This window comes from Oceanisphaera ostreae (genome assembly GCF_042676125.1).
GTDB classification, from domain to species: Bacteria; Pseudomonadota; Gammaproteobacteria; order Enterobacterales; family Aeromonadaceae; genus Oceanimonas; species Oceanimonas ostreae.
Genome location: NZ_JBHTJS010000006.1, coordinates 58995 through 84727 on the forward strand (window position 1 = coordinate 58995; position 25733 = coordinate 84727).

Below are 25733 nucleotides of genomic sequence, written 5' to 3' on the forward strand. Positions count from 1 at the left end.
TCAGCAATCACTTTCAGGACACTTATCATGGGTTTTAAATGCGGTATCGTGGGCCTGCCTAACGTAGGCAAATCCACTCTGTTTAACGCACTCACTAAAGCTGGCATTGAAGCCGCCAACTTTCCATTTTGTACCATAGAGCCCAACACCGGTGTAGTACCGGTGCCAGATAAGCGTCTGGATGCGTTAGCGGCCATCGTGAAGCCTCAGCGCATTTTGACGACTTCCATGGAGTTTGTTGATATTGCGGGTCTGGTGGCAGGTGCTTCTAAAGGTGAAGGCTTGGGTAATAAGTTTTTGGCCAACATTCGTGAAACCGATGCCATTGGTCATGTCGTGCGCTGCTTCGATAACGACAACATCATCCACGTTTCGGGTAAAGTATCGCCTAAAGACGATATCGAAATCATCAATATCGAGCTGTCATTAGCAGATCTAGATACCTGTGAGCGCGCTATTCACCGCAATGCTAAAAAAGCCAAAGGCGGTGACAAAGACGCTAAATTTGAAGTTAGCGTGCTAGAAAAACTATTGCCAGCATTAGAAGAGGCCAAGGTATTACGCAGCGTTGAGCTGACCAAAGAAGAAAAGGCCGCCATCGAGTACCTAAACTTCTTAACCATCAAGCCCACCATGTACATTGCTAACGTCAATGACGACGGCTTTGAAGATAATCCCTACCTGGATCAGGTACGAGAGATTGCCGCCGCCGAAAACGCTATTGTCGTGCCCGTGTGCGCTGAAATGGAGTCGGAAATAGCCGAGCTAGACGCCGAAGAAGCGGCCGAGTTTATGACCGACTTAGGCATTGAAGAGCCAGGCCTTAACCGCGTGATCCGCGCCGGTTACGAACTGCTTAATCTGCAAACCTATTTCACCGCTGGTGTAAAAGAAGTACGTGCCTGGACTATCCCTGTGGGTGCCACTGCACCTCAAGCAGCGGGCAAGATCCACACTGACTTCGAAAAAGGCTTTATTCGCGCGCAAACCATCGCTTATGACGACTTTATTGCCTTTAAGGGCGAGCAAGGTGCCAAAGAAGCCGGTAAGCAGCGCGCCGAAGGCAAAGAGTATGTGGTGAAAGACGGCGACGTACTCAACTTCTTGTTTAACGTTTAGTTAGACAACGTGAAGAGTAATGTGTGAAGAGTGAAGCGTTTAATCTCTAGAGCCATACCTGCTCTAGCCCGTAATGACGGAGCACCCAGCTAAAGAAAAACCCCCGGATCTGACGATTCGGGGGTTTATTTTTTGGGTCTTGTTTATCACTATAAAGCCTACCAGCGTAAACTTACCGCTTTTTTACCAATACATCGCTAATAGCTGCAGGCAGCCAAGAGCAAATAAACCCGCAATAACATCGTCGAGCATAATACCAAAACCACCATGCACGCGACGATCAAACCAGCCAATGGGCCACGGTTTTATGATATCGAAGAAGCGAAATAGCACAAAGCCCACTACGATCCAAGCGATGCCAGCTGGTGCGGCAAACATGGTAATGCCAAAGCCAATAATTTCATCCCAGACTATGGCACCGTGATCAGGCTGACCAATGGCGTCAGTGGCCACATCACAAATCCAAATGCCGACAATAAAGCCCACCACCAAGATGGCGATATACCAAGGAGCCGCTAGGCCTTGTATCAACAGATACAGAGGAATAGCTGCCACCGTGCCCATAGTGCCGGGCATTATTGGGCTAAGCCCACTCCCAAAGCCCAGCGCTAATAAGTGCACAGGATTAGATAACTTCAAGGATGCCAATTCAGGCTTTCTCATCTCAATGTTCCTTAATGATGAACCCAGTGAGGGGTGAAGCGTATAAGCGTAAAGGACCAACAAAACGCTAAATACTAGGGACTTTTGCAACGGAAGAACGCGGAACCAGCGGAAGAAATTAAGCTGAAATTAAAGCGAAAAGTATTAACAGCGCCGAGCTAAAATAAAAATACCGTCTTTTATTGGCTCTAGCTTGGCGCCGGGCGCTCGGCGCTATCTTACCCCTCCCCCTTTACTACTTACTTGCGAAAGTGATCCCAGCTTTGGCTCTGTAGCTGATAAGGTCGCCCTTCAAATACTAACTCAACTTCTGGCTCTCCAGAATACATTCGACCAATACGAGTAAATTTAACCCCGCAATTGGCTAATGCCGTTTCTAACTGACCACGATATAACTCTGGCACAGTAAAACATAATTCATAGTCGTCCCCTCCGCTCAGCGCCAACTCCCACCCCTGCTCTTGGGACACAGTATTTTGCATGGCGTCACTTAACGGCACCTGTTCTAGCTCAATTTGCGCCCGCATACCCGACGCCCGAGTAATATGTGCTAAATCGCCCACCAAGCCGTCAGATAAATCCAGCGCGCTAGAAGCAATATCACGCAATGCCTGGCCCACTAAAATACGCGGATGCGGATGTTCAAATTTATGGCATACAAATTCTTTATATTTCTCGGGCACGGCAATATTACCCAATACCTGCTGCAACCCAAGCGCAGCATCGCCCAAAGTGCCGGTCACATAAATGCCATCGCCTACTTTGGCGCCGCTGCGTTTTAGACCTTTACCTGCGGGCAGAGTGCCTTGTACCGTCACCGTAATCGATAACGGTCCCTTGGTCATATCACCACCTACCAGTGCCACGTTGTAGTACTCTGCCAACTCAAAAAAGCCAGAGCAAAACTGCTCTATCCAGTTTTCGTCTATTTCGGGTAAGGTGAGCGCCAGCGACACCCAGCAAGGATCGGCGCCCATGGCTGCCAAGTCAGACAGGTTAACCGCCAGCGCCTTATGACCTAAAGCCTCAGGCTTCATGTCGGCAAAAAAGTGCACACCGCTTACTAACGTATCCGTGCTGACCGCCAATAAGGTGTTGGGCGGCACTTGCAATAAGGCGCAATCGTCGCCGGGTCCCATCACCACATCTTTACGATGGCTAGCAACGGTGAAATAGTGTTTTATTATATCGAATTCATTCATAAAAAATGAAAGCCAGCAATTGCTGGCTTTTTTCCCGTGCTTATTGTTATTTTTTCAATTGCTTGGTGACTTTATCGAGTACACCGTTCACAAAACGGTGACTTTCTTCAGCAGCAAAAGCTTTAGCCAGTTCAATGGCTTCGTTAATCACTACGCGATAAGGTACATCTTCACGCCGCGTGAGCTCATAAGTGGCTAGTCGCAATACCGCCTTATCAACCATATCTAAATCGGCCAGTGGACGTGAGAGATAAGGTGAGTAGACCGCATCCAGTTCGTTAACATGAACCGAGACCCCAAACAGCAGATCACGAAAATAATCCAGATCCACCCCTTTGGTGTCCTGTTCTAGTGCAAATTGCTGGGCAATATCGGCCACGTTATCCTTCGTCATTTGCCATTGGTAAATAGCTTGGATAGCGAGACGGCGGGCCTTACGGCGTTCGGACGGTTTCAATGCAGTACTCCTATTTGTCCAGCGCTTGCAGGACATTAATCATTTCAAGTGCGCTGAGGGCGGCTTCTGCGCCCTTATTACCCGCCTTGGTGCCAGCACGCTCGATGGCTTGTTCTATATTTTCGGTGGTTAATACCCCGAAAGCAATCGGCACTTCAAAGTCCATCATCACTTGAGCCATGCTGCTGCTGTTTTCATTGGCAACTAAGTCGAAGTGATAAGTTCCACCGCGGATCACGCAACCCAGCGCCACTATGGCATCATAGTTACCGGTTTTGGCCAGCTTTTTGCAAACCAACGGCATTTCAATGGCACCCGGTACTTTTACCAGAGTGATATTATCATCTTTCACTTGCCCTTGACGCTTGAGCACATCCAATGCGCCTGCCACTAAGCTGTCGTTAATAAAGCTATTAAAGCGAGCGACAACGATCGCCACCTTGGCTTCGGGAGCGGCCATTAGCCCTTCGATTACCTTCATGGGAATCCCTGCGTTGACAAAAGTGCGCATATTCTAACACAACCTGCTGGTGACAAAAGTCATTAGATGACGAACTTACGTCTCGCGCCTGACGCTTCACGCCTGACGCTCAAAACACCTAACGTCGCTCGGTAACAAGCAAGCTAATGCCGCGACGCGGACGTGTCTTTATCTTCGCTTTCTGTTTCGCCCTCAGCATCATTCTGACTATCTACTAAACACACCAAATTCTCACTGGGCATCTCGATACCCGCTTCATCCAAGGTGAGTTTAATGGTACGAATAACCTCGGCATGTACTCGGGTTACATCTGCGCGGTGACTGTGGGTCCACCAGCGCACGCGAATAGTGACCCAGCTAGCCGCTAAATCCCACGGCAGCGCTTCTGCTTCGGGGGCTTGCTCTACTTGTGCCACTTTAGCGACCGCCGCCGTTAATAGCTGACAGGCTTGGTCTATATTATCGTCATAGCCAATGCCCACATCATATTGACTACGTCGGTAGTCATGGGCAGTAAGCACCCTCACCGCATTAGTATAAATATCACTATTGGGGATCACGATGCGCTGGCCATCATAGGTTTTAATAATGGTGGCGCGAGTTTCAATACGCTGCACCGTGCCTTCATGACCATTGACCTCGATTTGGTCGTTAATATTAAAGGGCTGACGTAGTAAAATAAGCAGGCCTGCCAGCCAGTTTTGCAAGATATCTTTAAACGCAAAACCGATGGCCACCGAACTCACACCCAGCCCAGCGATTAAATCACCGGGTTTGAGGCTCGGAATAACGATGGTAGCAGCCAGCAAAAAGCCGAATAAAATGATAGTCCACTTAACGAACCCGCCCAACACCTCGCCTAAGTTATCACGGCCATGTTGAATGGTTTGGCGCAAAATAAGCCGACGTACCAGCACACCAACAACATAAAATATGATCAGCAGTATAATGCCAACAATCAGGTTGGGCAGCAGGCGAACGCTGCCATCTATCCAGCTGTCGATACGTTCTATCGCCACACCGAAGTCCATATCAACTTGTTGTGGTGTATCCTGACTTACGCTGGGTTCAGTTGTCGATACGGTATTATCTGCCATTTTCGTCTCCTGTGCGGTCATGCCATTACGCTAACCCACTGGCTTCAAGCTTATGTAACAGACACAGGTTTAGCCATTTTTATTAGGATCTGTCGACCCTTAGTGGTTAAATTTAATTCAGAATCAACACGTCTAGCAGAACCCGCTGGGCAGCAACTGCTGAAAATGTTATCTCTAAAGGTCAACGCCTCTTAAAATGTCGGTTACCTCACAGCGGCAAGCGGTACTGAGTGCAAATGCAGTGAAATAACATAAAGTAAGGCCACTGTCGGATACACCCAGCACTCCTGCTCGATAATCACGAAACTTCTATTCGGTTTCGGCTATATTCTTTCTCTTATACTGCAGAATACTTTCATTAAAATCAGGGCGAGGTTTGTTTATGCTGCCAGAACGGCGCGGCGATTTATTTATATTAACGGCAACCCTGTTAGCTTCAGCCGGCTGGTTATTCTCTAAAGAAGCCATTGCCGGGCTACCACCAATAGGGTTTGTTGGCTGGCGCTTCTTGCTGGCGGCCTTAATTATGCTGCCCTTTTGTTATCGCCCCTTGCTGGCTCTTTCCCGAGAATTACTGCTAAAAGCTGCGGCTATTGGACTGGTGATGACCCTCAACCTGATTTTTTGGATCCAAGGTATTTCTCACAGTGACGGCATAGGCGAAGGGGCTTTTATTATGAGCTTGGCGATGCTGTTGGTGCCGCCGTTAGCTTGGCTTATTTTTAAAGAACGCCCTAGCCACTCTTTTTGGCTGGCATTGCCGATTGCCGTCGTCGGATTGCTGCTACTGACGATGGGCAATGGTTTGAGCTTCTCTAAAGGACAAATGTTCTTTTTGGCCGCTTCGTTATCGCTGGCCATGTATTTTAATTTAAACAGTCGTTTTGCCCGACGTATCGACCCCATGGCGCTCACCTGCATTCAGCTGTCAGTCGTCGGCATTATTCATCTGTTTTATTCCGGCTTATTTGAACAGTGGCCAGACAGCATAGCGCCTGTCACCTGGGGCTGGTTTGCTGCCAGCGTATTGCTCGCCACCTCACTACGCTTTGGCTGCCAGACGGTAGGACAAAAATACAGTAACGTAGGTAATGCAGCCCTCATCATGATGTTAGAGCCCATTTGGACGGTGTTGATCAGCGTCTTTTGGTATCACGAGCCGATGCCTATCCAAAAAGTATTTGGCTGCATATTGATTTTGGTGGCTTTGCTCAGCTATCGCAGTGCCAGCTTATTAATCTGGTATCGCAGCCGCCGAGCATTGCGGGCAGGCACCCGGCGATAATCGCCCCAATAGCCTTAAGCGCTGCGTTTGAACAGACTGAGCGCTTTTACCAACAACAGCACCACCATGCCGGCGAGTATGCCGATAACGGCGTTCAATAACAGAGGTGTCAGCCAGACCAGCGTGCCTCCCACCCCGGGCAGCCCCTGACTCAGCTCGGCCCAATGGTGAATGACTTGCTCAATGGGCGGCAAGCCGTGTACCAAAATACCGCCGCCCACCAAAAACATGGCGGCGGTTCCGACTACCGACAACCCTTTCATTAAATACGGACACGCTGCCAGCAATATCTGCCCCGTTTTTTGCAGCACACCGTTTTTTTGGCTGAGGTACAAACCCAAATCATCCAACTTAACAATGCCCGCTACCAAACCGTATACCCCCACCGTCATCAGCAAGGCAATACTGGCCAATACCGTCAATTGCTGACCAAAGCTGGCTGCCGCTACCGTGCCCAAGGTAATCACAATTATTTCGGCCGATAAAATAAAGTCCGTACGAATTGCGCCTTTTATCTTGTCTTGCTCAAACGCTACCCTATCCACCGATGCGTCGAGGTCCGCCAAATGCAGCTCCTTGGCGTCTTTCTTATGCACAAATGAATGTACTAGTTTCTCTACACCTTCATAGCACAAGAAAGCCCCGCCTAGCATCAGTAACGGCACTATCGCCCAAGGCGCTAATGCACTAATTACCAGCGCGGCTGGCACCAATATTATTTTGTTACGCAGAGAGCCTTTTGCCACCGCCCACACCACCGGCAACTCTCGATCTGCCCGCACGCCAGAGACCTGCTGTGCATTTAGAGCCAAATCATCACCCAGCACACCGGCGGTTTTTCTGGCCGCCACCTTGGTCATCAATGAAATATCGTCGAGCAAGGTCGCAATATCGTCGATCAGGGTTAACAGGTTAGCTCCGGCCATAATAAACTCCCCTTATTATCGTTTTTTGAGCGTTAACGGCTGTCCTTCATAGTCAATAGCAGCCCAACCGTGTTGCATGAAGTGTCGGATATTTTGATGACTTTCTCCAGACAGATCCGCTAATACGCTTCGATAATGTTCGCCAAAACAGGCTAAGGCTTGATCGGGAGTTAGTTGATGTAATTGGCCAAAGGCAAAAATTTTGCATGAGCCATTGTTTTGCCCAGCGGCATTTTCCAGCCCACCATTACTAAAAGCCGTCGGGATAAAATCATAAGCGGCATCAATCACCGCCAAGGCATCTGCAAATTCAATTTGCTCTGGTCGCTGCTGTAGCGCCGTAATCAACTCGTTTTCAGTCATTAATATTCCTTAACTTTGATGGGAAGAGTCAAGGATAAAGCGTGAAGTGGAACAGACCAACAAAAGTTCTAAAAATTAGGGATATTTCACCACAACTTTTTACTACGAGAAGCACAGAACGCACAGACGTAAAGCCAGTTCAAAGACGACAAGTGAAATTCCTTATTTTTATAAGGTCTTACCCGTTAAAGGCTCTTGACGCTTTTGTCTTTATTTTTCAGTGTGTTCTGTGTATTCCGTGGCAAAATGGTTTAGGTTTTAAGCTTTAAGCCCTAAACACTGACACAAGAAACGGCTAATGTCGGTTATTTCGGCGGCGCACACGCTGTGCTCCATCGAGTAGCTATGAAACTCGGGCGCATAACCCCATTGCTGTAACTGCTGGCAGGCACGTTCACCTAGCACAGGTGGCACCACCGCATCGCGCGTGCCGTGTAATACCTGTATTGGTAAGGCGGCATTGGCTTTATGGCGCTGCACACTATTAGCTGTAGCCAAATAGGTAGACATGGCAATCAGCCCGCCCAACGGCTGAGCACAGCTTAGTGCCGCCTCATAGGCAACCGCACCGCCCTGAGAGAAACCGGCCAGCACAATACGGCGGCTATCGATTCCCTCCGCTATTTGCTGGTCAATAATGGCCTGAATGGCGCGAGCCGACACGCGCAACTGGCGCTCATCGACTTCTCTGTCTATGTTCATGGCAATAATGTCATACCAAGCGGGCATGCGATGGCCACCATTTACCGTCACCGGTATTTGTGGCGCATGGGGAAAGATAAAACGAATAGCACTGCCCACAGGCAAACCTAGCTCAGGTACTATCGGCTCAAAGTCATGGCCGTTGGCGCCTAAGCCATGCAACCAGATCACACAGGCATCTGGGGTGGGTGCCGTGTCTCGCACAATAGAATTCAGTGTAGTCATTTCAGACTCCAATCAAAGGATAAAGGATAATATCGACTAGGGTCGCGCCCTGTTCGTCTGCGGTTAGATCTAGGCTATCGCCGGGCGCCAGCACCCACAATTCTGGCTCGGCATACTGACCCGTAGCATGACGATACAGCAGCCTAGGCGTCACGCTATGACAACGATAAATCTGCCCCGGCGCCAGCTCATGTACCTGCAGTTCGGCCTGGCCCCAATGTCGATCGCTCATCACATTGAAGTCCAAACTCTCTCCGCCTAGCAATGTGCACGCAACCGGCTCTTCGCCGGAAAAAGCCAACGGCACGAAGGGGGTGTCTAGGGTATAAACCTGACCGTTCATGTCTAACTTGAAACCAGCACCGTCTACCAACATTAGGATACGGTCGATACCGGGAAACAAAGAAAAAGGGCCGCTTTGCCCTACTCGGGCCATCGATATCCGCAGGCCAAAATCGCTGCCTGGTTCGCCGGGCAGCCGATACAGCTCTCGGGTAACGCCGCCACCGTTTTTCCAGGGCATATCGATAAAGTCTTCAGGCCCCAGTCGTATTGCCATGGGTTTGTTGCTCCGAATTTAGGGTAATAAAAGGAGGCGATGGTAGCGAAGCTAGGCCAGAGCGACCTGCAATTGATCTCGGCCATTATTTTTGGCCTGAATAAGCGCGGCATCAGCACGGCTGATGGTGAAATCGACGTTTTCATCAGGCTGATAGATGGCCAGCCCCGCGCTGATACTGAGCCGAATCGTTTCATCCTTCGCCAGTCGTAGTGCCCGTACCGCCGCCATGACACGCTCTACTATATGGGTAGCCTGCTCCAGTCCGGTTTCCGGCAACAATAACAAGAACTCTTCCCCACCCCAGCGCGCGCATAAATCGTAGCCCCGTAGTTGTTGGACTATCGTCTCGGCCATCATGCACAAGGCTCTATCCCCCGTCTCGTGGCCAAAATTATCGTTGATCCGCTTGAAGTAATCGACATCCAGCATGACCATAACGAAGGGTTTTGTACCTCGGCGGCATCGCTCGACTTCTTCACCTAGCCGAGCCAATAACAGTCGACGATTAGCCAGCTTGGTCAAGGGATCCTGCTGTGCCGCCTGTTTTAGCTGCTCGTTCAGTGCCATCAGATTATGCTGGTATCGATCGGAAATTCGGGTGATTTTTTCCAGCCGCCGTAGTTGTTTATCATACTGCCCCAGCAGATCTTGAGTCTGTGAACGGGCTAGGCCGTCGCTGCAATCGGCAATTCGCAGCAGTTTTTCAAGCTGCTTGCGCTGGGTTTGCTCTCGCTGTTGCAGCCACTGTAATGCCGGAAGCAGTGGACTCTCCTGATGTTCAGGTTCAGCCAACAAGCGCTCCAGCTCGGCATCAGTCCATGGTTTCATCATGCGGCTCAATATTGAAAGTAAAGGAGCAATCTTCTTTAAACTCTTCAGCTAGCTCCACGACCCGTTCGTTTTCCGGATCATAGTACCAGCACACACTCACCGAGCGGCCTTGCTCATGAGCGGCTTCCAGTAAGTCGAAAATATCCATCATCGCCTTAACGCTGCTGGTATTCATATAGATCAGGCGTAACTCCAGTTGCAGCGGCAAGGTGGCGTGTTGTAAAAACTGCTCGACCCAACTAATTATCTCACTAAAAAACTCAAACGAGTTTTCTGGGTAAGAGTCACCCTGCATCGTCATCACGCCGCTGTCTGCGTTGCAGAAAATAGTGGGAGTAGACTGACTGCCCACTATATTTAATGATTTCATGACTATTTCTGGTTTCATATCACCGCCAACAAGCTTAAAAAACCACGGTTCGAGCCGGTATCCACCAGCTTGGCGACCATGGGGTGTGAGGACTTTCGGGCGACATCCAACAGACCCAGTCCTGCGCCACTGGCGGCATCGTCACTCCGAGGTTGACGTAACTGCGTTTTATAGGCTTTTTTCAATTCTGCTTTGTCCATCTCGGTCAGCTGGTTAATACGATGGCACATTGCCTGACCATCGGCTAACTCCACTTGGTTGCCCGCCAACACCAGATAGCTCCCCTCGGCATTGCGCGCCACCACCACAGTCGCCGAGCCCTCAGTCTCACTATATTTCATGCGGGCAGCGTAATGACGAATATTCTGCGTCAACTCGATATAGACACCGAACACATCCATGGCGGCACTCGGCAGGGCATTATCTTCCTGCAGATAGTTTTTCAGGGCTTTTCCTATTTCTTCAATAAGGCTACGAGAAATAGGGCCGTTGAAGCACAGTAGTATGTGGTTCTTGTTAAACTGTTCTCTTATCGACAGCAGGTCAATCGATGACATCTCAATATCCTCATTCAAACGAATCCACTTTAAACGCAAGTAGGGTTATATCATCCCGCTGAGGGTAATCCCCCCGATAATCATCTAGTGCCAGCTTAAGAGATTGAGCCTGCTCATCCAAGGGAAAACCGGCGTGGGTTTTTAATAAATCGCAAAAACGGCTATTCCCAAAACCAAATCCTTTATCACCGCCAGCCTGATCCAAATAGCCGTCGGTGGCTAAATAATACGTCTGTTCCCGCTGTAGGGTGAGCTCTGTATCGGTAAATTGCACATGGCGACGATCAAGCAGAGTGCGTCGGTTCCCCTTGATTTCGACTATTTGTTTGCCATCGCTGTGATAAAGCGACATTTTAGCGCCTGCGAACACCAGTCGTTGCTGCTCCGGCATAACACTGGCTAAGCCAACATCCATATTGGTGGCAAGCCCACGAGGCAACTCACAATCTTGCATCATGCCGCGCAAGATAAGGTCGGTCTGCTGCAAAATGCTGGCCGGCGAGGCAATGCCGCAATCATGAATGGCATGGTCTAACGCGGCTCGGGCCAGCATGGTCATCAGCGCCCCTGCCACGCCGTGCCCCGCACAATCGACGACCCCAACCAAGAAGCGCCCCTGTTCTGCAGGATGAAAGACATAAAAGTCTCCGCCCACCACATCACGGGGATGCCACAATACAAAGTGATGTTCACCCAAAGTTTGCTTTAGCTGCTGATCGGGCAAAATCGCTTTTTGTATTAAGCTGGCGTAATCAATGGAGTCATTAATCTGTTGATGAGCCTGGCGCATTTGGTTGTTGACGGCTTCCAGCTCAGAGGTACGGCTGCGTACCTTATGCTCCAGCTCTTGGGTATGAGTTTGCACCTTATTTGCCATCACGCTAAACGCCGTGCTCAAATCGCCAATTTCATCACCCTTTGATGGGGGTAACGACATCTGGTAATTACCATCGGCAATCGCACTGGCTGAACTTTGCAACTGACGCAACGGCCGTAATATCAATCGCTCTACCGCATAAGCTAAGGCCAACAGCAGTAGCACCAACATGATGACAAAGGCCAACAAGGAGGCCGTTAGCCAAACGGACTCCAGTATCTGCGCCGCGTCGAGATCAATGGCGGTTACCACATACCAACCCAACTCGGGAATAAAGCTCATGGCGACTAACTGACGCTTATCGGCCAGAGTAAAGCTGTCAATACTCACTTGGTTGGGGCTAGATTTGGCTTGCGCCATCAACGTTTGCAACTGCGGTCGTTGCGCCTCGGGTAATTGCGCCAATAACGTACGACTCTGGACATCGGATCCCGTCGCCGACCCTATTGCAATGTAGTCTTTGTCGGGATGTGCCTGAAAGGCGCCCTGCTCATCGATGATCATGGGGGTCACACCGACTTCATCGGTAGCAATAAACTGTTCGATAAATTTGGTGAGATCGATGCCCGTACCCGCCAGCCCCAAGACCTTGCCTTGATCTTCAATTAGAATATTTGACCAAACACGCGTCGTTTCAAGCCGAGTATCATGATTAACGTTAATATTAACCTTGTGACCATTAGCTAGTACATTGTAAACCCAGGCATCATCGGGGTTGTTGGCAGCAAGAATATATTCGGGTTGACCATCGAAAGGCCTGTTGGCTTCCCGATAATAGTAAGCTCCCGACCGAGCGCTGATAATAAAGAAGGAATGGCTACTGAAATCCTTGATATAGCCTTCGCTTTCACGAAATAACATGGCTTTATCTTGCTCATCATCTTCATTGCTCAGCCATTGTTGCATCAAGATAGAATCAGCAAAGCGCTGAGCCAAGGCGAGATCTCGAGACAAGGGCACCAAGATATGTTGTCGGTTCAGTTGTGTGAAGTTACGAGCAAAGGCGTTGCCAAAGTGCTCTTGCACCCCAGACATTATCTGCCAACCCATCCCCACGGCCGGAATAAATACCAGCAAGAAGGCAACGAATAGTGTCCACATTGCCTTGGCTCGCAGCCCTTTTCCCCAAATAGCCATCGACGTCCTTGTAACAAGATAATTCAGTTAAGGCGCTCATTGTTGACGCTTGAGTGTGAAAACTCAATCAACTCCCATAAAAAAGCCCACATAAAGTAGGCTTCTTTGATAAACAGCCGCAACCCAGCATTAATCGGTAATGTATTCGACGACTTCCAGACCAAAGCCAGACAGCGCATGGTAGCGCTTGGGTGAGCTTAATAGCTTCATTTTCCCCACGCCCATGGCCTGCAGAATTTGCGAGCCCACACCAACACGGCGTGAGGTCCCCTGCCACTTGGCGGCGGCTGATCGCTCGCCACGGTCTACGGCTTCAAACTGGCGCACTAATGACAACAAGTGATCCGGCGTTTCTTCGCGACCCAGAATCACCAGCACACCGCCCTCATCGGCAATACGCTGCATAGATTTGCCCAAAGGCCAAGTGCGAGACGAGTGACGGTCGGTCATCAACACATCGGTAAACATATCGTGAATATGCACTCGTACCAGTGCCGGCTCGTCTTGCTGGATGTCGCCTTTCTTCAGCGCAAAGTGCACCTGATTGTCGATGGTATCTCTAAAAGTAACCAGCTCAAAATCACCGTACTCAGTGGGCAAATGACAACGCGCCACTTGCTCGATTGTGGTTTCATGTTGATTGCGATACTCAATTAAATCGGCAATGGTACCCAGTTTAATGTCGTGCTCTTTAGCGAACACTTCCAGATCGGGACGACGCGCCATGGTGCCGTCTTCATTCAAAATTTCCACGATCACCGACGAAGCCTCCAGCCCCGCCAGTCTGGCCAGATCACAACCGGCTTCGGTATGGCCGGCGCGGGTTAATACACCACCATTTTGGGCTTTCAACGGAAAAATATGCCCCGGTTGTACTAAGTCGGACGGTTTGGCATCGGGAGCTACGGCCGCTTGCACAGTTCGCGCGCGGTCGGCTGCAGAAATGCCGGTAGTCACGCCTTTGGCGGCTTCAATTGACACGGTAAAGGCCGTAGAAAACTGCTCGGTATTGCGGCTGACCATTTGTGGAATATCCAGCTGATGGCAGCGGGCTTCGGTCAAGGTCAGGCAAATCAGGCCGCGGCCATATTTCGCCATAAAATTGATGTCTTCTGGGCGCACATGGTGCGAGGCCATAATTAAATCGCCTTCGTTTTCACGGTCTTCATCATCCATCAAAATAACCATTTTTCCCTGACGGATATCGTCGATGATCTCTTGGGTACTGCTTAAAGCCATGGGACTCTCCCTTAATAAATGATCAAACCGCTGGCCGCCAAGGTGCCAGTGGCTTCTACAATACCGATAAACATCAATTTTTTACTTTTGCGGTTAATTTAATATCGTCGCCCACTTTACGGCAATCTTGCCATTCTAACTCGGTGATTTGACTCATAGCCACCCGCTCTGACACATCGAATAAACCACGAGCACTGCTGCCCATCAACTTAGGCGCCTGATAAAGCACCAGCTCATTAATGAGTGCTGCGTCTAATAAGGCTCCTCCTAACCGAGCTCCTGCTTCTACCCACAGGTGATTAATTTGGCGACGGCCAAGCTCGGCCATTAACTCGGGTAAGTCCAGCTGACCGAGGTCGGTAAGTGGCAATACGCACTCTTCTACCTCAGCGTTAAAGCCCCCCGTAACTTGAGTGCGCAAGAGGAGAATAGGACCAGATACGCTGAATAACGCTAGGTTAGATGTCAAACGGTTACGGGTGTCTATGATCACCCGCAGCGGTTGGCGCAATGGTTGGTGAACTTGGTGAGTAGCCACATCATCGATATTATCAGAAGCATTATACTCGCCATAGCTGGCTTGCACCGACTCGGGCAGCTCGTTCCAGCGCACATTAAGGCTGGCGTTGTCGATGAGTACCGTATCGGCTCCCGACAAAATAGCGCAGCTTAAGGCGCGGTGGCGTTGCACATCGCGCCGCGCCGCAGGGCCGGTGATCCACTTGCTTTGTCCGTTAGCCAAAGCGGTGCGCCCATCTAGACTAGCCGCCAGCTTTACCGTTACAAACGGTAAACTCGTGCGCATGCGATGCATAAAGCCGCGATTAATGGCTTCCGACTCTGTTGCCATTAGCCCCGCTTCGGCATGAATGCCCGCTGCGCGCAGCATGGTTAACCCCCGGCCTGACACTTGCGGATTGGCATCCACACTCGCTACAACCACTCGCGCTATACCCGCATCAATTAAAGCCTGAGCGCAAGGTGGTGTGCGGCCATAATGAGAGCAAGGCTCCAGTGTTACATAGGCGGTTGCCCCCAACGCTGCGGCCCCCGCTTGGCGCAGAGCAAATACTTCGGCATGAGGACCACCGGCTTGGCGGTGATAACCTTCGCCAATTACCTGATCATGTTGCACGATAACGCAGCCTACGGCAGGATTTGGGCTAACGGTAAAGTGGCCACGCTTGGCGAGTTCCAATGCTCTGGCCATATAGTTTGCATCTTGAGAGTTAAACACTTATTGCTCCAGCCGGGCTATTTCTTCACCAAATTGGCGTAAGTCTTCAAAGCAACGGTACACGGAGGCAAAACGAATATAGGCTACTTTGTCGAGTAGCTTTAGCTCCTCCATAACGAGATTACCTATGTATTCTGATTTTATTTCTCGCTCGCCGGTGGCGCGGAGCTGGGACATGATGCGGCTTACTGACTGTTCGATGGCTTCTATGCTCACCGGGCGCTTTTCTAGCGCCCGCTGCATGCCCGCTTCCAGCTTGTCTTCGTTGAAGGGTTCACGAATACCATTATTTTTGATCACCCTTGGCATGACCAATTCGGCACTTTCAAAGGTGGTAAAACGCTCTTTGCAGGCGTTACATTCTCGCCGACGGCGCACCTGTAAACCTTCGCCGACTAATCGGGAGTCGATCACCTTGGTTTCGGTTGCTTGGCAGAAGGGACAGTGCATGGTGCCTCCGAGGGCTAAATTTCGGCCTTCAGTGTAAATAAGCAGACATAAGATTGCCAGTGGCTTAAGGGCGTACAAGGAGTGAAACGTGAAGTGTGAGGGGTAAACCATAGTGCCAACGTCAAATACCTAGAGACTAAAGATCTCTTTGCCACGAAAAAATTAAGCTGAGACAAGATCAAAGAGTGATTTTTATGGTTAATACCAATCACATTAAATATTTGGTCAGGTGTTGGGTCGGAACGTCTGAGGTAACACAGCCGCCTCCCATGACTCGCTACGAGTACATCCATGTAAGCTCGGACATGCCATCCTTGGCATGTCACGGTCGTGGGAGGCCATCTCTGTTACCTCTCTTTAAGCACCGAGTTGTCTGCTAACCCCACCCTCAGGCGGCTCCGTGGCATAGGGGCGGATAAAGGGTTCTACTCCACCGACCATCACATAACAGGGATGTTATGTGTTTGAGCGCCACAGGGATGATGAGATGGACACCTCTTGTGCAACCGGCGTCATTACGCGCCATATTTGGGTTACACACTCAAATGTCATCACAAAAGGTGTCCACTATGAACATTACGCTGATAGGTATCGATTTAGCAAAGAATCTGTTTCAAGTTTGTGGCGTGAATCGAGCAGGTAAGGCGATATTTAACCGTCAGGTTCGTCGCGCTAACTTGCTTAATTTCTTGGCGCAATATCCTGGAGTGACTATTGCGATGGAAGCCTGTAGTGGCTCTAACTACTGGGGTCGAACATTACAGAAACTGGGTTACACGGTGATGTTATTGCCACCCCAGCACGTTAAACCCTTCGTCAAAGGGAACAAGAATGACCGCAACGATGCGTTTGCTATCTGTGAGGCGGCGAAGCGGCCTAATATGACCACCGTCACGCCCAGAACGTTAGAACAAACGGATATGAATCTAGTCCATCGTATCCGCGAACGCCGAGTGGAAGAACGTACTCGGCTCATTTGCCAGCTCCGTGGTCTGCTTAATGAATATGGCATTGTCCAACCTCGTGGCAAAGAAGCTCTGCAGGCGGCGATGCCCGATATATTGGAAGCGGTCGATAACGAGCTGACACCGCAGGCACGGATTTACTTTCACAGCCTGCTGGAAGAGTGGCGGGCAATCAACGAGTCGATAAAGCAATTGGATGCAGATATTCGCCGACAGTGTCGTGCCAATGAGGCCTGCCGCCGATTGACAGACATTAAAGGCGTCGGTGATATCACCGCCACCGCCGTAGTCGCCTTCGCAGGGAATGCGCGTCATTATCGTAGCGGTCGCCATTTCTCCGCGAACTTGGGATTAGTCCCCAAAGAGCATTCTAGCGGCGGCAAACACGTCTTGGGCAGCATTACCAAGCGTGGTAACGGTTACTTGCGTAAGCTGTTGGTGCAGGGGGCGTGGTCGATTATCCGCTACGTCGACAAGTCGACAGACAGGCTGTCACTGTGGGCCAAAACACTCATCGAGCGCCGCGGTAAACAGCGCACAGCGATAGCGATTGCGAATAAATTGGCCCGTATTATTTGGGCGATGCTGTCTAAACAAACGCATTACCAACTAGCCTAAAGACGTGACGAAAAGTTAGTAAAAGAATAGTTTAGCAATAAAAGAGTTTTATCACCCCGAGGTACTGCGCGTGGGAATGACGTTAATGTGGTAACAGGTAAGACCGGCCCTTGCCAACGCTGGTGAAGCACACGGAACCTAGATTCCGTAGGGACGATAATGCTGCAAGGGCGCGGATTTCATTAGGGCCAGAGTGAGTCAATAGAGACCTGCTCATCAATACAGGCCGAATATACGTACGCAGTTTTATCCTGGCTACCGACAATAACAGAAACCCCACTTGCTAAAAGCGAGGTGTCCATATAGGTGCTTGCAGCGTGTCGGTGGAGGAGAACCTTTGTTCGACCTTATACATGAAATAAAATCAGACCATTTGTTTAGTGTGATTGGTATAAGATCTTAACCCCATAAATTTTACTCATTTGTCGCTTTTGACTTCTTCCGTGGATTCCGTGGCAAAATGATTTTAGGTTTAGTTTTTAAGCTTATCTCGCCCTCTTTACCCTTCGCTCTTCACGCTGCATAAAATAAAAACGGGGCCCGAAGGCCCCGTTTTTTCAACATCTAGATTATGCGATTATGCATAAACTGGGTGACGACGGCAGATGTCCAGCACCTGCTCTTTCACGCGGGCGATGGTAGCTTCATCGTTGATGTCGTCCAGCACATCACAGATCCAGCCTGCCAGTTCGCGAACGTCGGCTTCATTGAAACCACGGCGGGTTACTGCCGGAGTACCAAGACGAATACCAGAGGTCACGAACGGAGAGCGCGGGTCGTTGGGAACGGCGTTCTTGTTCACGGTGATGAAGGCGCGGCCTAGGGCTGCGTCCGCATCTTTACCGGTGATGTCTTTGTCGATTAGATCCAGCAGGAACAGGTGGTTGTAAGTACCACCGGAAACTACCTTGTAGCCACGCTTTTGGAAAGCATCGGCCATGGCCTGAGCGTTTTTCAGCACTCGACCCTGGTATTCAGTGAACTCGGGCTCTAGCGCTTCTTTGAAGGCGACTGCCTTACCGGCGATAACGTGCATCAGAGGACCACCCTGACCACCTGGGAATACTGCCGAATTCAGCTTCTTCTCCAGATCTTCATTGTTGGCGGCAGACAGAATCAAACCACCACGCGGGCCAGCCAGCGTTTTATGGGTAGTTGTAGTCACAACGTGGGCATGGGCGATTGGGCTTGGGTAATGACCCGCAGCAATCAAACCGGCTACGTGTGCCATATCTACCATGAACCAGGCGTCTACCTTGTCGGCGATTTCACGCATGCGTGCCCAATCAACGATGCCAGAGAAAGCAGAGAAGCCACCGATAATCATTTTCGGCTTGTGCTCAACTGCCAAACGCTCCATTTCTTCGTAATCGATCACACCGGCTTCGTTGATTCCGTAAGGTACGATGTTGTACATTTTGCCAGAAAAGTTGGCAGGCGAGCCATGAGTCAGGTGACCACCGTGGGCCAAGTTCATACCCATTACAGTATCGCCAGGCTTAACCAATGCCATAAATACCGCCGAGTTGGCCTGAGAGCCGGAGTGCGGCTGCACGTTGGCATAGGTAGCACCAAACAATTCTTTAGCGCGGTCTATAGCCAGCTCTTCAACGATATCAACATATTCACAGCCACCATAAAAGCGCTTGCCCGGATAACCTTCGGCATATTTGTTAGTCAGCTGAGAACCCTGGGCCTGCATTACGCGCGGGCTGGTATAGTTCTCAGAAGCAATCAGCTCAATGTGCTCTTCCTGACGCTGGGTCTCATCGCTAATGGCTTGCCACAACTGGGGATCATAATCGGCGATGTTCATTTCACGCTTTAACATTTGTCTGTCTCTCCTGACTCATGGGGGTATGCACTTATTTTGCTTAAGTCTACCCTTTAGGCTGCGCGCGGCCTAGTGCCGAGCGCACAGTTAACAACAATTATTTATCTTCACGTAGAAAAAATAACAAACCAATCATAACAAGTTAACATTTAACTCGCTATTCATTCGCAGGCGTTATGGGGTAGATCTGAAGGATAAAGCCGATAGAATAGACGCCTTTAGTTGAGCTTGCCTGTATTTAAAGACATTGTTTTTAAATATGTGGCCCCAAACTCGTTGAGGAGTATATGCAAGATTTCCAAGTGACCTCGCAACGCCGAGCCGAACTCTATTACTGGTTTACCACCCTATTTTCGGCGCCCTTGGTCGACGATGAAATCCAACAGTTTGGCGGCTATGACATGCACGCCTTTTTAAACAGCTTGGCCACACTAGATCCTTTGCGTGATGCCACCGAAGCGTTTCGTCTGCACGCCAGCAAAGTATTAGAGCTAACGCAGCCGCAGCGTGATCTGAGCCAATATTATCAACAGCTGTTTGTTGAAAAACAGTTACTTGATACCTCAGCTTTTACAGATTGCGGTGAAGATGCGCTGCTTTTTATGAGTGTATTGTTGCACCAACACGGTACCCAGCTGCCAGATGATGATCCTTTGCATGTCTGTAATCATTTAGAAATGATGGCCACGCTTGCCATGGCTGCCGCTGCAACCCAAGATGAAGCTCAACGCCTTCATCTACTTGATCAACAACGAGAGCTGGCTAACCAACTACTACTTAATTGGCTGCCGGTATTTGTGAAGCGGTGCCAGCAAGAAGATCCTTTTGGTTTTTATGCCAGTGCCGCCAAGCTGCTACTGGCCATGTTTAGCATGGATATTCATTATCTCAATAATGTGGCGCAATAAATGGCACACCATAAACATGGCAAAGCTAACCCGTCTCCGCAAACTCAAGAAGACGCTGAACGCATGGCCAAGGCCACCCAAAAGCCGGGACAAACTAAAGAGCAAACCCGGCTCATTGCCCAAGGCATTCAAAAAGGCATAGACGAATATAAGAAACAGCAAAAATCCCGGGCCCGTGCCACCGATAAAGCGAAAAAACAACGCAGCCGCGAGCAGCAATCAGACCAAGAAAACGGGCAAGAATATGAGCAAGAGTCGCAAGTGCTTCCTCAGCCAACGGCAAGCACATCTTGGTTGCCGTGGGCATTACTGGGATTAAGCTGGTTAGGCTTTGCCGTTTACTGGTGGTTACAACAGGCAACACTGTAGTATAGGGTCGGGAGTAAATACCTTTTGCTCGACCTCTTATAGATTAGGAAGATCCATGCCCCTTAGCTTACCCGAATACACACTAACCGTTGAAGGGTCTGAGCGCCGCGTGGGTGTTGAGCTGGAGCTAAACGGTCTGCCCTTGTCGGTATTGGTCGAGCTGGTCGCTGATCAGCTCAATGGCTCCCTGCAACCCCAGTCTGAATACGAAATAAACATAGCGACACCACTGGGGACGTTTAGGGCCGAGCTGGACTTCGATTATCTGAAACGGCTGGCTCGAGAGCAGCGCCAGCAACCGCCTGGCGAGCTAGAGCTGGCGGCCACCGAGTTATTAGGTAACTTGGCCTTTCAACTGGTACCACTCGAACTGGTCAGCCCACCGCTGCCGCTGTCGCAACTTGATGCCTTAACTCCTTTGTTTAAGCGCTTAAGGCTGGCCGGCGCTAAAGGTACCCGTCACGCCCTACACTATGCCTTTGGCTTACACTTGAATCCGGAATTGCCCGATAACGACAGCCACACCCTACTGCGCTACTTTAAAGCCTATTTATGCTTACACGACTGGCTGGATGCACACGAAGATATAGTGGCCGCCCGCAAAGTTTCTCCTTATATTCGCGCTTTTAGTAAAGAGTACAGCCGTCTGGTTATTGCCCCACAATACTGGCCCAGCTTGCCTGCTTTTAGCACCGACTATTTGAAATTCAACCCTAGCCGTAATCGCTCGCTCGACTTACTACCCTTACTGGCTTGGCACGATGAAGCCTTGGTGCAAAGCGTGGTTCAAGATCCTAAAGTGAACAAGCGCCCCACCCTGCATTATCGCCTCCCCAACTCGGATATCGACAATCCGCGCTGGTCACTCAATCATGCCTGGCAAGGATGGCTGCAAGTAGAAGCGTTAGCCAACGATGAACAAAAACTGGCGCAAGTATGCCGGCATTATGCCAAGCACCTCGACCACATCACACTGGACTTTTTAGACCCCTGGAAACACAAGGTGACACAATGGCTCCGCTGATTGGCGTGACCGGCCCCGATAGCAAACTGCCTTGGGCTTGGTGGGCAACTCGCTTTGCCATTTTTCTTGCCGGGGGGCGTGCCTTGCGTTTAACGCCCGCACATTTTCAACCCCATAAAAGAGACAAGTTGCAAGGGCTGATTATTGGCGGTGGAGACGATATCGATGCCGCGTTATACGGCGAGGACACGGGCCGCGCACCGGCCGATGCGAAACGGGATGCTTTTGAAATTGAGCTCATTAAGCATGCCTTGCAAACCCAGTTGCCGCTGTTAGGAATTTGTCGCGGAGCGCAGTTGATCAATGTGGTATTGGGAGGATCTTTGCACGCCGATATTCGCCCGCTGCGCAAGCTTACGTCTAATCGTCGCACCTTATTGCCACGCAAAACCGCCGTTGGCACCGGCCGGGGCCGATTACATGCCATTATTAGCCTAACTCGCTGGCGTATTAACAGCTTGCATCATCAAGCCATTAAGCGGCTGGGGGCTGGGCTTGACGTGACGGCTCGCGATTTAGACGGCTTTGTGCAAGCCATCGAATATCAGGGCGATCACGCTATTTTAGGCGTGCAATGGCATCCTGAATATATGTCCTACCTGTCGGGCCAACGGGCTATCTTTCGCCATTTAATTGAACAGGCTAAGACCACCACTCCCGAGAGGCTGTACCCTTAATGCTGGATTATATTATTGTATTCAGTAGCAGTTTACTGGCCGCCACCATTGCGCCTTTTTATTCGGAAGTGGTGCTGGCCGCCGCGCTCATCCGCCAACCTGACGCCGCCCTACTGCTGTGGTTATTAGCCAGTGTCGGCAACACCTTGGGCTCCATCATCAACTGGTGGTTAGGTAAGTATTTGCTGCATTATCGCCATAAGCGCTGGTTTCCTATCAAGGAGAAGCAGCTTGCGCGGGCACAGGCTGGCTTTCAGCGCTTTGGCGTCTGGTCTTTATTATTGGCCTGGGCACCAGTGGGCGGCGATGCGCTGACTTTTATTGCTGGCATCATGAAGGTACGCCTGCTGCCTTTTACTTTGCTGGTGTTCATCGGCAAAGCCACACGTTATGCCGTTGTACTGTATTTTGCCGACCGTTTTTTGTTGTAATTTATAAGTGGATGATAGCGCCGAGCGCTAAGCGCCCAGCGCCGAGTAAAATACAAGCACCACCTTTTGTTTAGCTTGGTGCTGGTTGCTGGGCGCTATGTTTACCTATCACAACGCGCTAAAATTGAACGAGTCGCACACAATTGCCATACAAACCAACAACAAACCACGCAAATTATGCTAGTAATGTGGCATGGCTAGCCAAAAGTCTAATTGAGCGCAGCGACTATCTGCGTCACCTTGTTACACATTAGTTATACCCTTTACATATAGGCGATACCCTAGGGGTTGTTGGGATTACACCAAGGAGTGGAATAATGAGTGAAGTTAAGGTTCATCCTGTCATGGCACATATTGCCGAACATGCCTTGATAGACGATGCGGGCTATCAGCGCATGTACCAAGAGTCGATCCAAAATCCAGAGCAATTTTGGGGCGAACAAGGTAAACGTATTGACTGGATAAAGCCCTATACCAAGGTCAAGAACACCTCTTATGACCCGGGTCACATCAGCATCAAGTGGTTTGAAGACGGAACCCTTAACCTTTCCGCCAACTGTATCGATCGCCATTTGGCGACCAAAGCCGATGAGGTAGCTATTATCTGGGAAGGCGATAGCCCAGACGACGATAAAAAAGTAACCTATCGCGAGCTACACGAACAGGTATGTCGCTTTGCCAACGTATTAAAAGCGCAAGGCGTGAAAAAAGGCGATGTGGTCAGTTTATATATGCCCATGGTGGTAGAAGCCGCCGTGGCCATGCTGGCCTGTGCCCGCATAGGTGCTGTGCACTCGGTGGTGTTTGGTGGTTTCTCCCCCGATGCCCTAGCCAGCCGTATTATCGATTCTAATGCCAAACTCGTGATCACATCCGACGAAGGTCTGCGCGGTGGCCGTACCGTGCCACTTAAAGCCAATGTGGATGCGGCGCTTGCCAAATCTGGCGTGAGTGCCGACTGTAAAGTGATTGTCTATCGCCGCACCGGTGGTGATGTGGCGTGGGATAAGACTCGTGATATTTGGTGGCACGAGGCCGCTGCCAAGGTAGATGCACACTGCGAACCCGAAGAAATGAGCGCCGAAGACCCGCTGTTTATTCTCTATACCTCAGGTTCTACCGGCACACCAAAAGGGGTACTGCACACCACGGGCGGTTATTTGGTTTATGCCGCCATGACCTTCGAGTACATTTTTGACTACCACGAAGGTGATGTGCATTGGTGTACCGCAGACGTCGGCTGGGTAACCGGCCACACCTATATTTTGTATGGCCCTCTGGCCAACGGCGCCACTACCTTAATGTTTGAAGGTGTGCCCAACTACCCCAAAACTAACCGTATGAGCCAAATTGTTGATAAACATCAGGTCAACATTTTGTATACCGCACCCACCGCCATTCGTGCCTTTATGGCCAAGGGCAATGAGGCGGTAGAGGGCACGAGCCGTTCCAGCTTGCGCATTTTGGGTTCCGTGGGTGAGCCTATCAATCCAGAAGCGTGGGAATGGTATTATCGAGTGATTGGCGAAGAACGTTGCCCTATCGTTGATACCTGGTGGCAAACTGAAACCGGCGGCATTTTAATCTCCCCGCTACCCGGCGCCACCTTGCTAAAAGCGGGCTCGGCTACTCGTCCTTTCTTTGGCGTACAGCCTGCACTGGTTGACGGTGAAGGCAACATCTTAGATGGAGCCACAGACGGTAACTTGGTTATTTTGGATTCTTGGCCAGGGCAGATGCGCACCATTTATGGTGATCATGACCGGTTTGAGCAAACGTACTTTTCGACCTTTCCCGGTACCTATTTCTGTGGGGATGGCGCGCGACGCGACGAAGATGGCTATTACTGGATCACGGGCCGCGTAGATGACGTGTTAAACGTATCTGGACACCGCATGGGCACCGCCGAAATTGAGTCAGCCTTAGTCGCGCACCCTAAAATAGCCGAAGCGGCCATTGTTGGCGTACCGCACGAAATTAAAGGCCAAGGTATTTACGCCTATATCACCCTAAACTCCGGTGAGGTACCCAGTGCCGAGCTGCACAAAGAAGTGAAAGATTGGGTGCGTAAAGAAATTGGCCCCATTGCCACGCCCGATGTCATTCACTGGGCAGAAGGCTTACCTAAAACGCGCTCAGGAAAAATTATGCGGCGTATTCTGCGTAAGATTGCCACCGGTGAAACCGATACCTTAGGTGATACATCTACGCTGGCCGATCCAGCGGTAGTCGACCGTCTCATTGAAGAGCGCGATCGCCACGCATAAATGAAGTCTTGCTGAGATTATGACTCACGCCGCCTACGGGCGGCGCTTTTATTATTTAGGCAATAAATTTCTAGCTGTGTTACTCATTTAGGGCAATTATCATGCTAATGTCTGAACATGTCGCCTTAATGACAGAAGCCCACTACATCACGGCCCAGTCCCGCTATCATGGCGCAGTTTGCGGTTAACACTATCATCGGCTACCAACATTTCAGCTATTTTTAGTGATTAGACCAGTAAATTGCTGCCAATTTTCACGAAATCACTATAATTGGTCAGTCTGGGTAGAAGGAGTCGATTTTATTTGCCAGCGATAGGCAAAAACGGCTAATCTCCCTGTAACTTGATATGAACACTGCAAGATTGACGAGGATTGCTACATAATGACCGATAAATTCCGAATCCTGCTGCTTAACGGACCCAATTTAAACCTATTGGGTCAGCGCGAACCCGGCATCTATGGTCAAAATAGCCTGAGTGACATTGTTACGCAACTGACTCAACAAGCAGCCGAACGTGATATTACACTCAGCCACCTGCAGTCGAATGCAGAGCATCAACTGATTGACGCTATTCACCAAGCTTACGGCCAGCAAGATTTTATTATTATTAATCCTGCTGCATTTACGCACACCAGCGTAGCCATTCGTGATGCCCTATTAGGAGTGAATATTCCTTTTATTGAGGTACATTTATCGAATGTGCATGCCCGTGAGCCCTTTCGCCATCACTCCTATTTAGCCGATAAGGCAGTCGGAGTGATTTGTGGTTTTGGTGCCAGCGGTTATGAATTTGCCCTAGAAGCGGCAGCCAGACATTTAAGCTGCCGTTAACAATTTAGTACCAACATAACAAGAGAA

At 50.1% G+C, this 25733-nt stretch carries 27 protein-coding genes; 10 read left to right on the top strand and 17 right to left on the bottom strand.

The features are described from left to right. Positions 1-27 precede the first annotated feature (27 nt). Positions 28-1119 (top strand): redox-regulated ATPase YchF, encoded by a 1092-nt coding sequence (ychF, locus tag ACFQ1C_RS02655; RefSeq protein WP_379556981.1) that lies wholly within the window; start codon positions 28-30, stop codon positions 1117-1119. A 183-nt stretch (positions 1120-1302) separates the two neighbouring features. Here the strand turns inward: ychF and ACFQ1C_RS02660 are convergent, their stop codons facing one another. The 5 genes from ACFQ1C_RS02660 to ACFQ1C_RS02680 all read right to left on the bottom strand — a co-directional run bounded on the left by ACFQ1C_RS02660 (position 1303) and on the right by ACFQ1C_RS02680 (position 5019). Next, the gene (locus ACFQ1C_RS02660) at positions 1303-1782 is read right to left on the bottom strand and encodes a phosphatidylglycerophosphatase A family protein (protein WP_379556982.1); all 480 of its coding nucleotides are present in this window, start codon (positions 1780-1782) and stop codon (positions 1303-1305) included. A gap of 239 nt (positions 1783-2021) precedes the next feature. Then, positions 2022-2984 carry a thiamine-phosphate kinase gene (thiL, locus tag ACFQ1C_RS02665; RefSeq protein ID WP_379556983.1) on the bottom strand — a complete coding sequence of 321 codons (963 nt, stop codon included), beginning with the start codon at positions 2982-2984 and terminating at the stop codon, positions 2022-2024. A 46-nt stretch (positions 2985-3030) separates the two neighbouring features. After that, complete coding sequence (nusB, locus tag ACFQ1C_RS02670; protein ID WP_379556984.1) at positions 3031-3441, bottom strand: transcription antitermination factor NusB; 411 nt, start codon at positions 3439-3441, stop codon at positions 3031-3033. 10 nt (positions 3442-3451) lie between these two features. Continuing rightward, positions 3452-3922, bottom strand: a complete 471-nt coding sequence (gene ribH / locus ACFQ1C_RS02675) for a 6,7-dimethyl-8-ribityllumazine synthase (protein ID WP_379556985.1) — start codon at positions 3920-3922, stop codon at positions 3452-3454. 143 nt (positions 3923-4065) lie between these two features. After that, positions 4066-5019: a mechanosensitive ion channel family protein gene (locus ACFQ1C_RS02680; protein ID WP_379556986.1), complete on the bottom strand. Its 954-nt coding sequence runs from the start codon at positions 5017-5019 to the stop codon at positions 4066-4068. A 382-nt stretch (positions 5020-5401) separates the two neighbouring features. Here ACFQ1C_RS02680 and ACFQ1C_RS02685 point away from each other — a divergent pair, with 382 nt between their 5' ends. Continuing rightward, entirely contained in the window at positions 5402-6304 is a 903-nt protein-coding gene (locus tag ACFQ1C_RS02685; RefSeq protein ID WP_379556987.1) for a DMT family transporter, read from the top strand. A gap of 14 nt (positions 6305-6318) precedes the next feature. Here the strand turns inward: ACFQ1C_RS02685 and ACFQ1C_RS02690 are convergent, their stop codons facing one another. The 11 genes from ACFQ1C_RS02690 to nrdR form a co-directional block, all read right to left on the bottom strand. Continuing rightward, positions 6319-7230 (bottom strand): DUF808 domain-containing protein, encoded by a 912-nt coding sequence (locus ACFQ1C_RS02690; RefSeq protein WP_379556988.1) that lies wholly within the window; start codon positions 7228-7230, stop codon positions 6319-6321. A 15-nt stretch (positions 7231-7245) separates the two neighbouring features. Continuing rightward, on the bottom strand, positions 7246-7593 hold the full coding sequence (locus ACFQ1C_RS02695; protein ID WP_379556989.1) for a HopJ type III effector protein: 348 nt from the start codon (positions 7591-7593) through the stop codon (positions 7246-7248). 258 nt (positions 7594-7851) lie between these two features. Then, positions 7852-8520, bottom strand: a complete 669-nt coding sequence (locus ACFQ1C_RS02700; protein WP_379556990.1) for an alpha/beta hydrolase — start codon at positions 8518-8520, stop codon at positions 7852-7854. A 1-nt stretch (position 8521) separates the two neighbouring features. Beyond that, positions 8522-9079, bottom strand: a complete 558-nt coding sequence (locus ACFQ1C_RS02705) for a HutD/Ves family protein (protein ID WP_379556991.1) — start codon at positions 9077-9079, stop codon at positions 8522-8524. A gap of 51 nt (positions 9080-9130) precedes the next feature. Further along, positions 9131-9913: a biofilm regulation diguanylate cyclase SiaD gene (siaD, locus tag ACFQ1C_RS02710; protein ID WP_379556992.1), complete on the bottom strand. Its 783-nt coding sequence runs from the start codon at positions 9911-9913 to the stop codon at positions 9131-9133. Further along, positions 9894-10301 carry a biofilm regulation phosphoprotein SiaC gene (gene siaC, locus ACFQ1C_RS02715; RefSeq protein ID WP_379556993.1) on the bottom strand — a complete coding sequence of 136 codons (408 nt, stop codon included), beginning with the start codon at positions 10299-10301 and terminating at the stop codon, positions 9894-9896. Before siaC ends, siaD begins: the two co-directional genes overlap by 20 nt. Next, the gene (siaB, locus tag ACFQ1C_RS02720) at positions 10298-10840 is read right to left on the bottom strand and encodes a biofilm regulation protein kinase SiaB (protein ID WP_379556994.1); all 543 of its coding nucleotides are present in this window, start codon (positions 10838-10840) and stop codon (positions 10298-10300) included. Before siaB ends, siaC begins: the two co-directional genes overlap by 4 nt. Before the next feature lie 10 nt (positions 10841-10850). Continuing rightward, on the bottom strand, positions 10851-12854 hold the full coding sequence (gene siaA, locus ACFQ1C_RS02725) for a biofilm regulation protein phosphatase SiaA (protein ID WP_379556995.1): 2004 nt from the start codon (positions 12852-12854) through the stop codon (positions 10851-10853). Positions 12855-12983: 129 nt separating this feature from the next. After that, positions 12984-14093 carry a bifunctional 3,4-dihydroxy-2-butanone-4-phosphate synthase/GTP cyclohydrolase II gene (gene ribBA / locus ACFQ1C_RS02730; protein ID WP_379556996.1) on the bottom strand — a complete coding sequence of 370 codons (1110 nt, stop codon included), beginning with the start codon at positions 14091-14093 and terminating at the stop codon, positions 12984-12986. Positions 14094-14166: 73 nt separating this feature from the next. Continuing rightward, a complete protein-coding gene (ribD, locus tag ACFQ1C_RS02735; protein ID WP_379556997.1) occupies positions 14167-15330 on the bottom strand; it encodes a bifunctional diaminohydroxyphosphoribosylaminopyrimidine deaminase/5-amino-6-(5-phosphoribosylamino)uracil reductase RibD in 1164 nt (387 codons plus the stop codon). After that, on the bottom strand, positions 15331-15780 hold the full coding sequence (gene nrdR, locus ACFQ1C_RS02740) for a transcriptional regulator NrdR (protein ID WP_379556998.1): 450 nt from the start codon (positions 15778-15780) through the stop codon (positions 15331-15333). Positions 15781-16349: 569 nt separating this feature from the next. Between nrdR and ACFQ1C_RS02745 the strand changes: the two genes are divergently transcribed. After that, a complete protein-coding gene (locus ACFQ1C_RS02745; protein ID WP_379556999.1) occupies positions 16350-17363 on the top strand; it encodes an IS110 family transposase in 1014 nt (337 codons plus the stop codon). A gap of 577 nt (positions 17364-17940) precedes the next feature. Here ACFQ1C_RS02745 and glyA read toward each other — a convergent pair. Further along, complete coding sequence (gene glyA, locus ACFQ1C_RS02750) at positions 17941-19194, bottom strand: serine hydroxymethyltransferase (protein ID WP_379557000.1); 1254 nt, start codon at positions 19192-19194, stop codon at positions 17941-17943. Positions 19195-19484: 290 nt separating this feature from the next. Here glyA and ACFQ1C_RS02755 point away from each other — a divergent pair, with 290 nt between their 5' ends. The 7 genes from ACFQ1C_RS02755 to aroQ all read left to right on the top strand — a co-directional run bounded on the left by ACFQ1C_RS02755 (position 19485) and on the right by aroQ (position 25706). Next, entirely contained in the window at positions 19485-20105 is a 621-nt protein-coding gene (locus ACFQ1C_RS02755) for a molecular chaperone TorD family protein (protein WP_379557001.1), read from the top strand. Beyond that, positions 20106-20474 (top strand): DUF2956 domain-containing protein, encoded by a 369-nt coding sequence (locus tag ACFQ1C_RS02760; protein WP_379557002.1) that lies wholly within the window; start codon positions 20106-20108, stop codon positions 20472-20474. It begins immediately after the preceding gene. A 55-nt stretch (positions 20475-20529) separates the two neighbouring features. Continuing rightward, positions 20530-21498, top strand: a complete 969-nt coding sequence (locus tag ACFQ1C_RS02765) for an amidoligase family protein (protein WP_379557003.1) — start codon at positions 20530-20532, stop codon at positions 21496-21498. After that, complete coding sequence (locus ACFQ1C_RS02770; RefSeq protein ID WP_379557004.1) at positions 21486-22175, top strand: gamma-glutamyl-gamma-aminobutyrate hydrolase family protein; 690 nt, start codon at positions 21486-21488, stop codon at positions 22173-22175. The genes ACFQ1C_RS02765 and ACFQ1C_RS02770 overlap by 13 nt, the downstream gene beginning before the upstream one ends. After that, positions 22175-22606: a YqaA family protein gene (locus tag ACFQ1C_RS02775; RefSeq protein WP_379557005.1), complete on the top strand. Its 432-nt coding sequence runs from the start codon at positions 22175-22177 to the stop codon at positions 22604-22606. Before ACFQ1C_RS02770 ends, ACFQ1C_RS02775 begins: the two co-directional genes overlap by 1 nt. Before the next feature lie 317 nt (positions 22607-22923). After that, positions 22924-24873: an acetate--CoA ligase gene (acs, locus tag ACFQ1C_RS02780; RefSeq protein ID WP_379557006.1), complete on the top strand. Its 1950-nt coding sequence runs from the start codon at positions 22924-22926 to the stop codon at positions 24871-24873. Positions 24874-25256: 383 nt separating this feature from the next. Beyond that, entirely contained in the window at positions 25257-25706 is a 450-nt protein-coding gene (gene aroQ / locus ACFQ1C_RS02785; RefSeq protein ID WP_379557007.1) for a type II 3-dehydroquinate dehydratase, read from the top strand. The last annotated feature ends 27 nt before the right edge of the window (positions 25707-25733 follow it).

Coding starts and splice junctions, on each gene's coding strand:
- siaC (WP_379556993.1), bottom strand. CDS start 10,301: ATGAAACCAGAAATAGTCATGAAATCATTAAATATAGTGGGCAGTCAG.
- ACFQ1C_RS02760 (WP_379557002.1), top strand. CDS start 20,106: ATGGCACACCATAAACATGGCAAAGCTAACCCGTCTCCGCAAACTCAA.
- siaA (WP_379556995.1), bottom strand. CDS start 12,854: ATGGCTATTTGGGGAAAAGGGCTGCGAGCCAAGGCAATGTGGACACTA.
- siaD (WP_379556992.1), bottom strand. CDS start 9,913: ATGATGAAACCATGGACTGATGCCGAGCTGGAGCGCTTGTTGGCTGAA.
- ACFQ1C_RS02745 (WP_379556999.1), top strand. CDS start 16,350: ATGAACATTACGCTGATAGGTATCGATTTAGCAAAGAATCTGTTTCAA.
- ACFQ1C_RS02695 (WP_379556989.1), bottom strand. CDS start 7,593: ATGACTGAAAACGAGTTGATTACGGCGCTACAGCAGCGACCAGAGCAA.
- ACFQ1C_RS02660 (WP_379556982.1), bottom strand. CDS start 1,782: ATGAGAAAGCCTGAATTGGCATCCTTGAAGTTATCTAATCCTGTGCAC.
- ACFQ1C_RS02705 (WP_379556991.1), bottom strand. CDS start 9,079: ATGGCAATACGACTGGGGCCTGAAGACTTTATCGATATGCCCTGGAAA.
- acs (WP_379557006.1), top strand. CDS start 22,924: ATGAGTGAAGTTAAGGTTCATCCTGTCATGGCACATATTGCCGAACAT.
- aroQ (WP_379557007.1), top strand. CDS start 25,257: ATGACCGATAAATTCCGAATCCTGCTGCTTAACGGACCCAATTTAAAC.
- ACFQ1C_RS02775 (WP_379557005.1), top strand. CDS start 22,175: ATGCTGGATTATATTATTGTATTCAGTAGCAGTTTACTGGCCGCCACC.
- nrdR (WP_379556998.1), bottom strand. CDS start 15,780: ATGCACTGTCCCTTCTGCCAAGCAACCGAAACCAAGGTGATCGACTCC.
- thiL (WP_379556983.1), bottom strand. CDS start 2,984: ATGAATGAATTCGATATAATAAAACACTATTTCACCGTTGCTAGCCAT.
- siaB (WP_379556994.1), bottom strand. CDS start 10,840: ATGTCATCGATTGACCTGCTGTCGATAAGAGAACAGTTTAACAAGAAC.
- ACFQ1C_RS02685 (WP_379556987.1), top strand. CDS start 5,402: ATGCTGCCAGAACGGCGCGGCGATTTATTTATATTAACGGCAACCCTG.
- ribBA (WP_379556996.1), bottom strand. CDS start 14,093: ATGGCTTTAAGCAGTACCCAAGAGATCATCGACGATATCCGTCAGGGA.
- ACFQ1C_RS02690 (WP_379556988.1), bottom strand. CDS start 7,230: ATGGCCGGAGCTAACCTGTTAACCCTGATCGACGATATTGCGACCTTG.
- ACFQ1C_RS02755 (WP_379557001.1), top strand. CDS start 19,485: ATGCAAGATTTCCAAGTGACCTCGCAACGCCGAGCCGAACTCTATTAC.
- ychF (WP_379556981.1), top strand. CDS start 28: ATGGGTTTTAAATGCGGTATCGTGGGCCTGCCTAACGTAGGCAAATCC.
- ACFQ1C_RS02770 (WP_379557004.1), top strand. CDS start 21,486: ATGGCTCCGCTGATTGGCGTGACCGGCCCCGATAGCAAACTGCCTTGG.
- ACFQ1C_RS02765 (WP_379557003.1), top strand. CDS start 20,530: ATGCCCCTTAGCTTACCCGAATACACACTAACCGTTGAAGGGTCTGAG.
- ACFQ1C_RS02680 (WP_379556986.1), bottom strand. CDS start 5,019: ATGGCAGATAATACCGTATCGACAACTGAACCCAGCGTAAGTCAGGAT.
- glyA (WP_379557000.1), bottom strand. CDS start 19,194: ATGTTAAAGCGTGAAATGAACATCGCCGATTATGATCCCCAGTTGTGG.
- ribH (WP_379556985.1), bottom strand. CDS start 3,922: ATGAAGGTAATCGAAGGGCTAATGGCCGCTCCCGAAGCCAAGGTGGCG.
- ACFQ1C_RS02700 (WP_379556990.1), bottom strand. CDS start 8,520: ATGACTACACTGAATTCTATTGTGCGAGACACGGCACCCACCCCAGAT.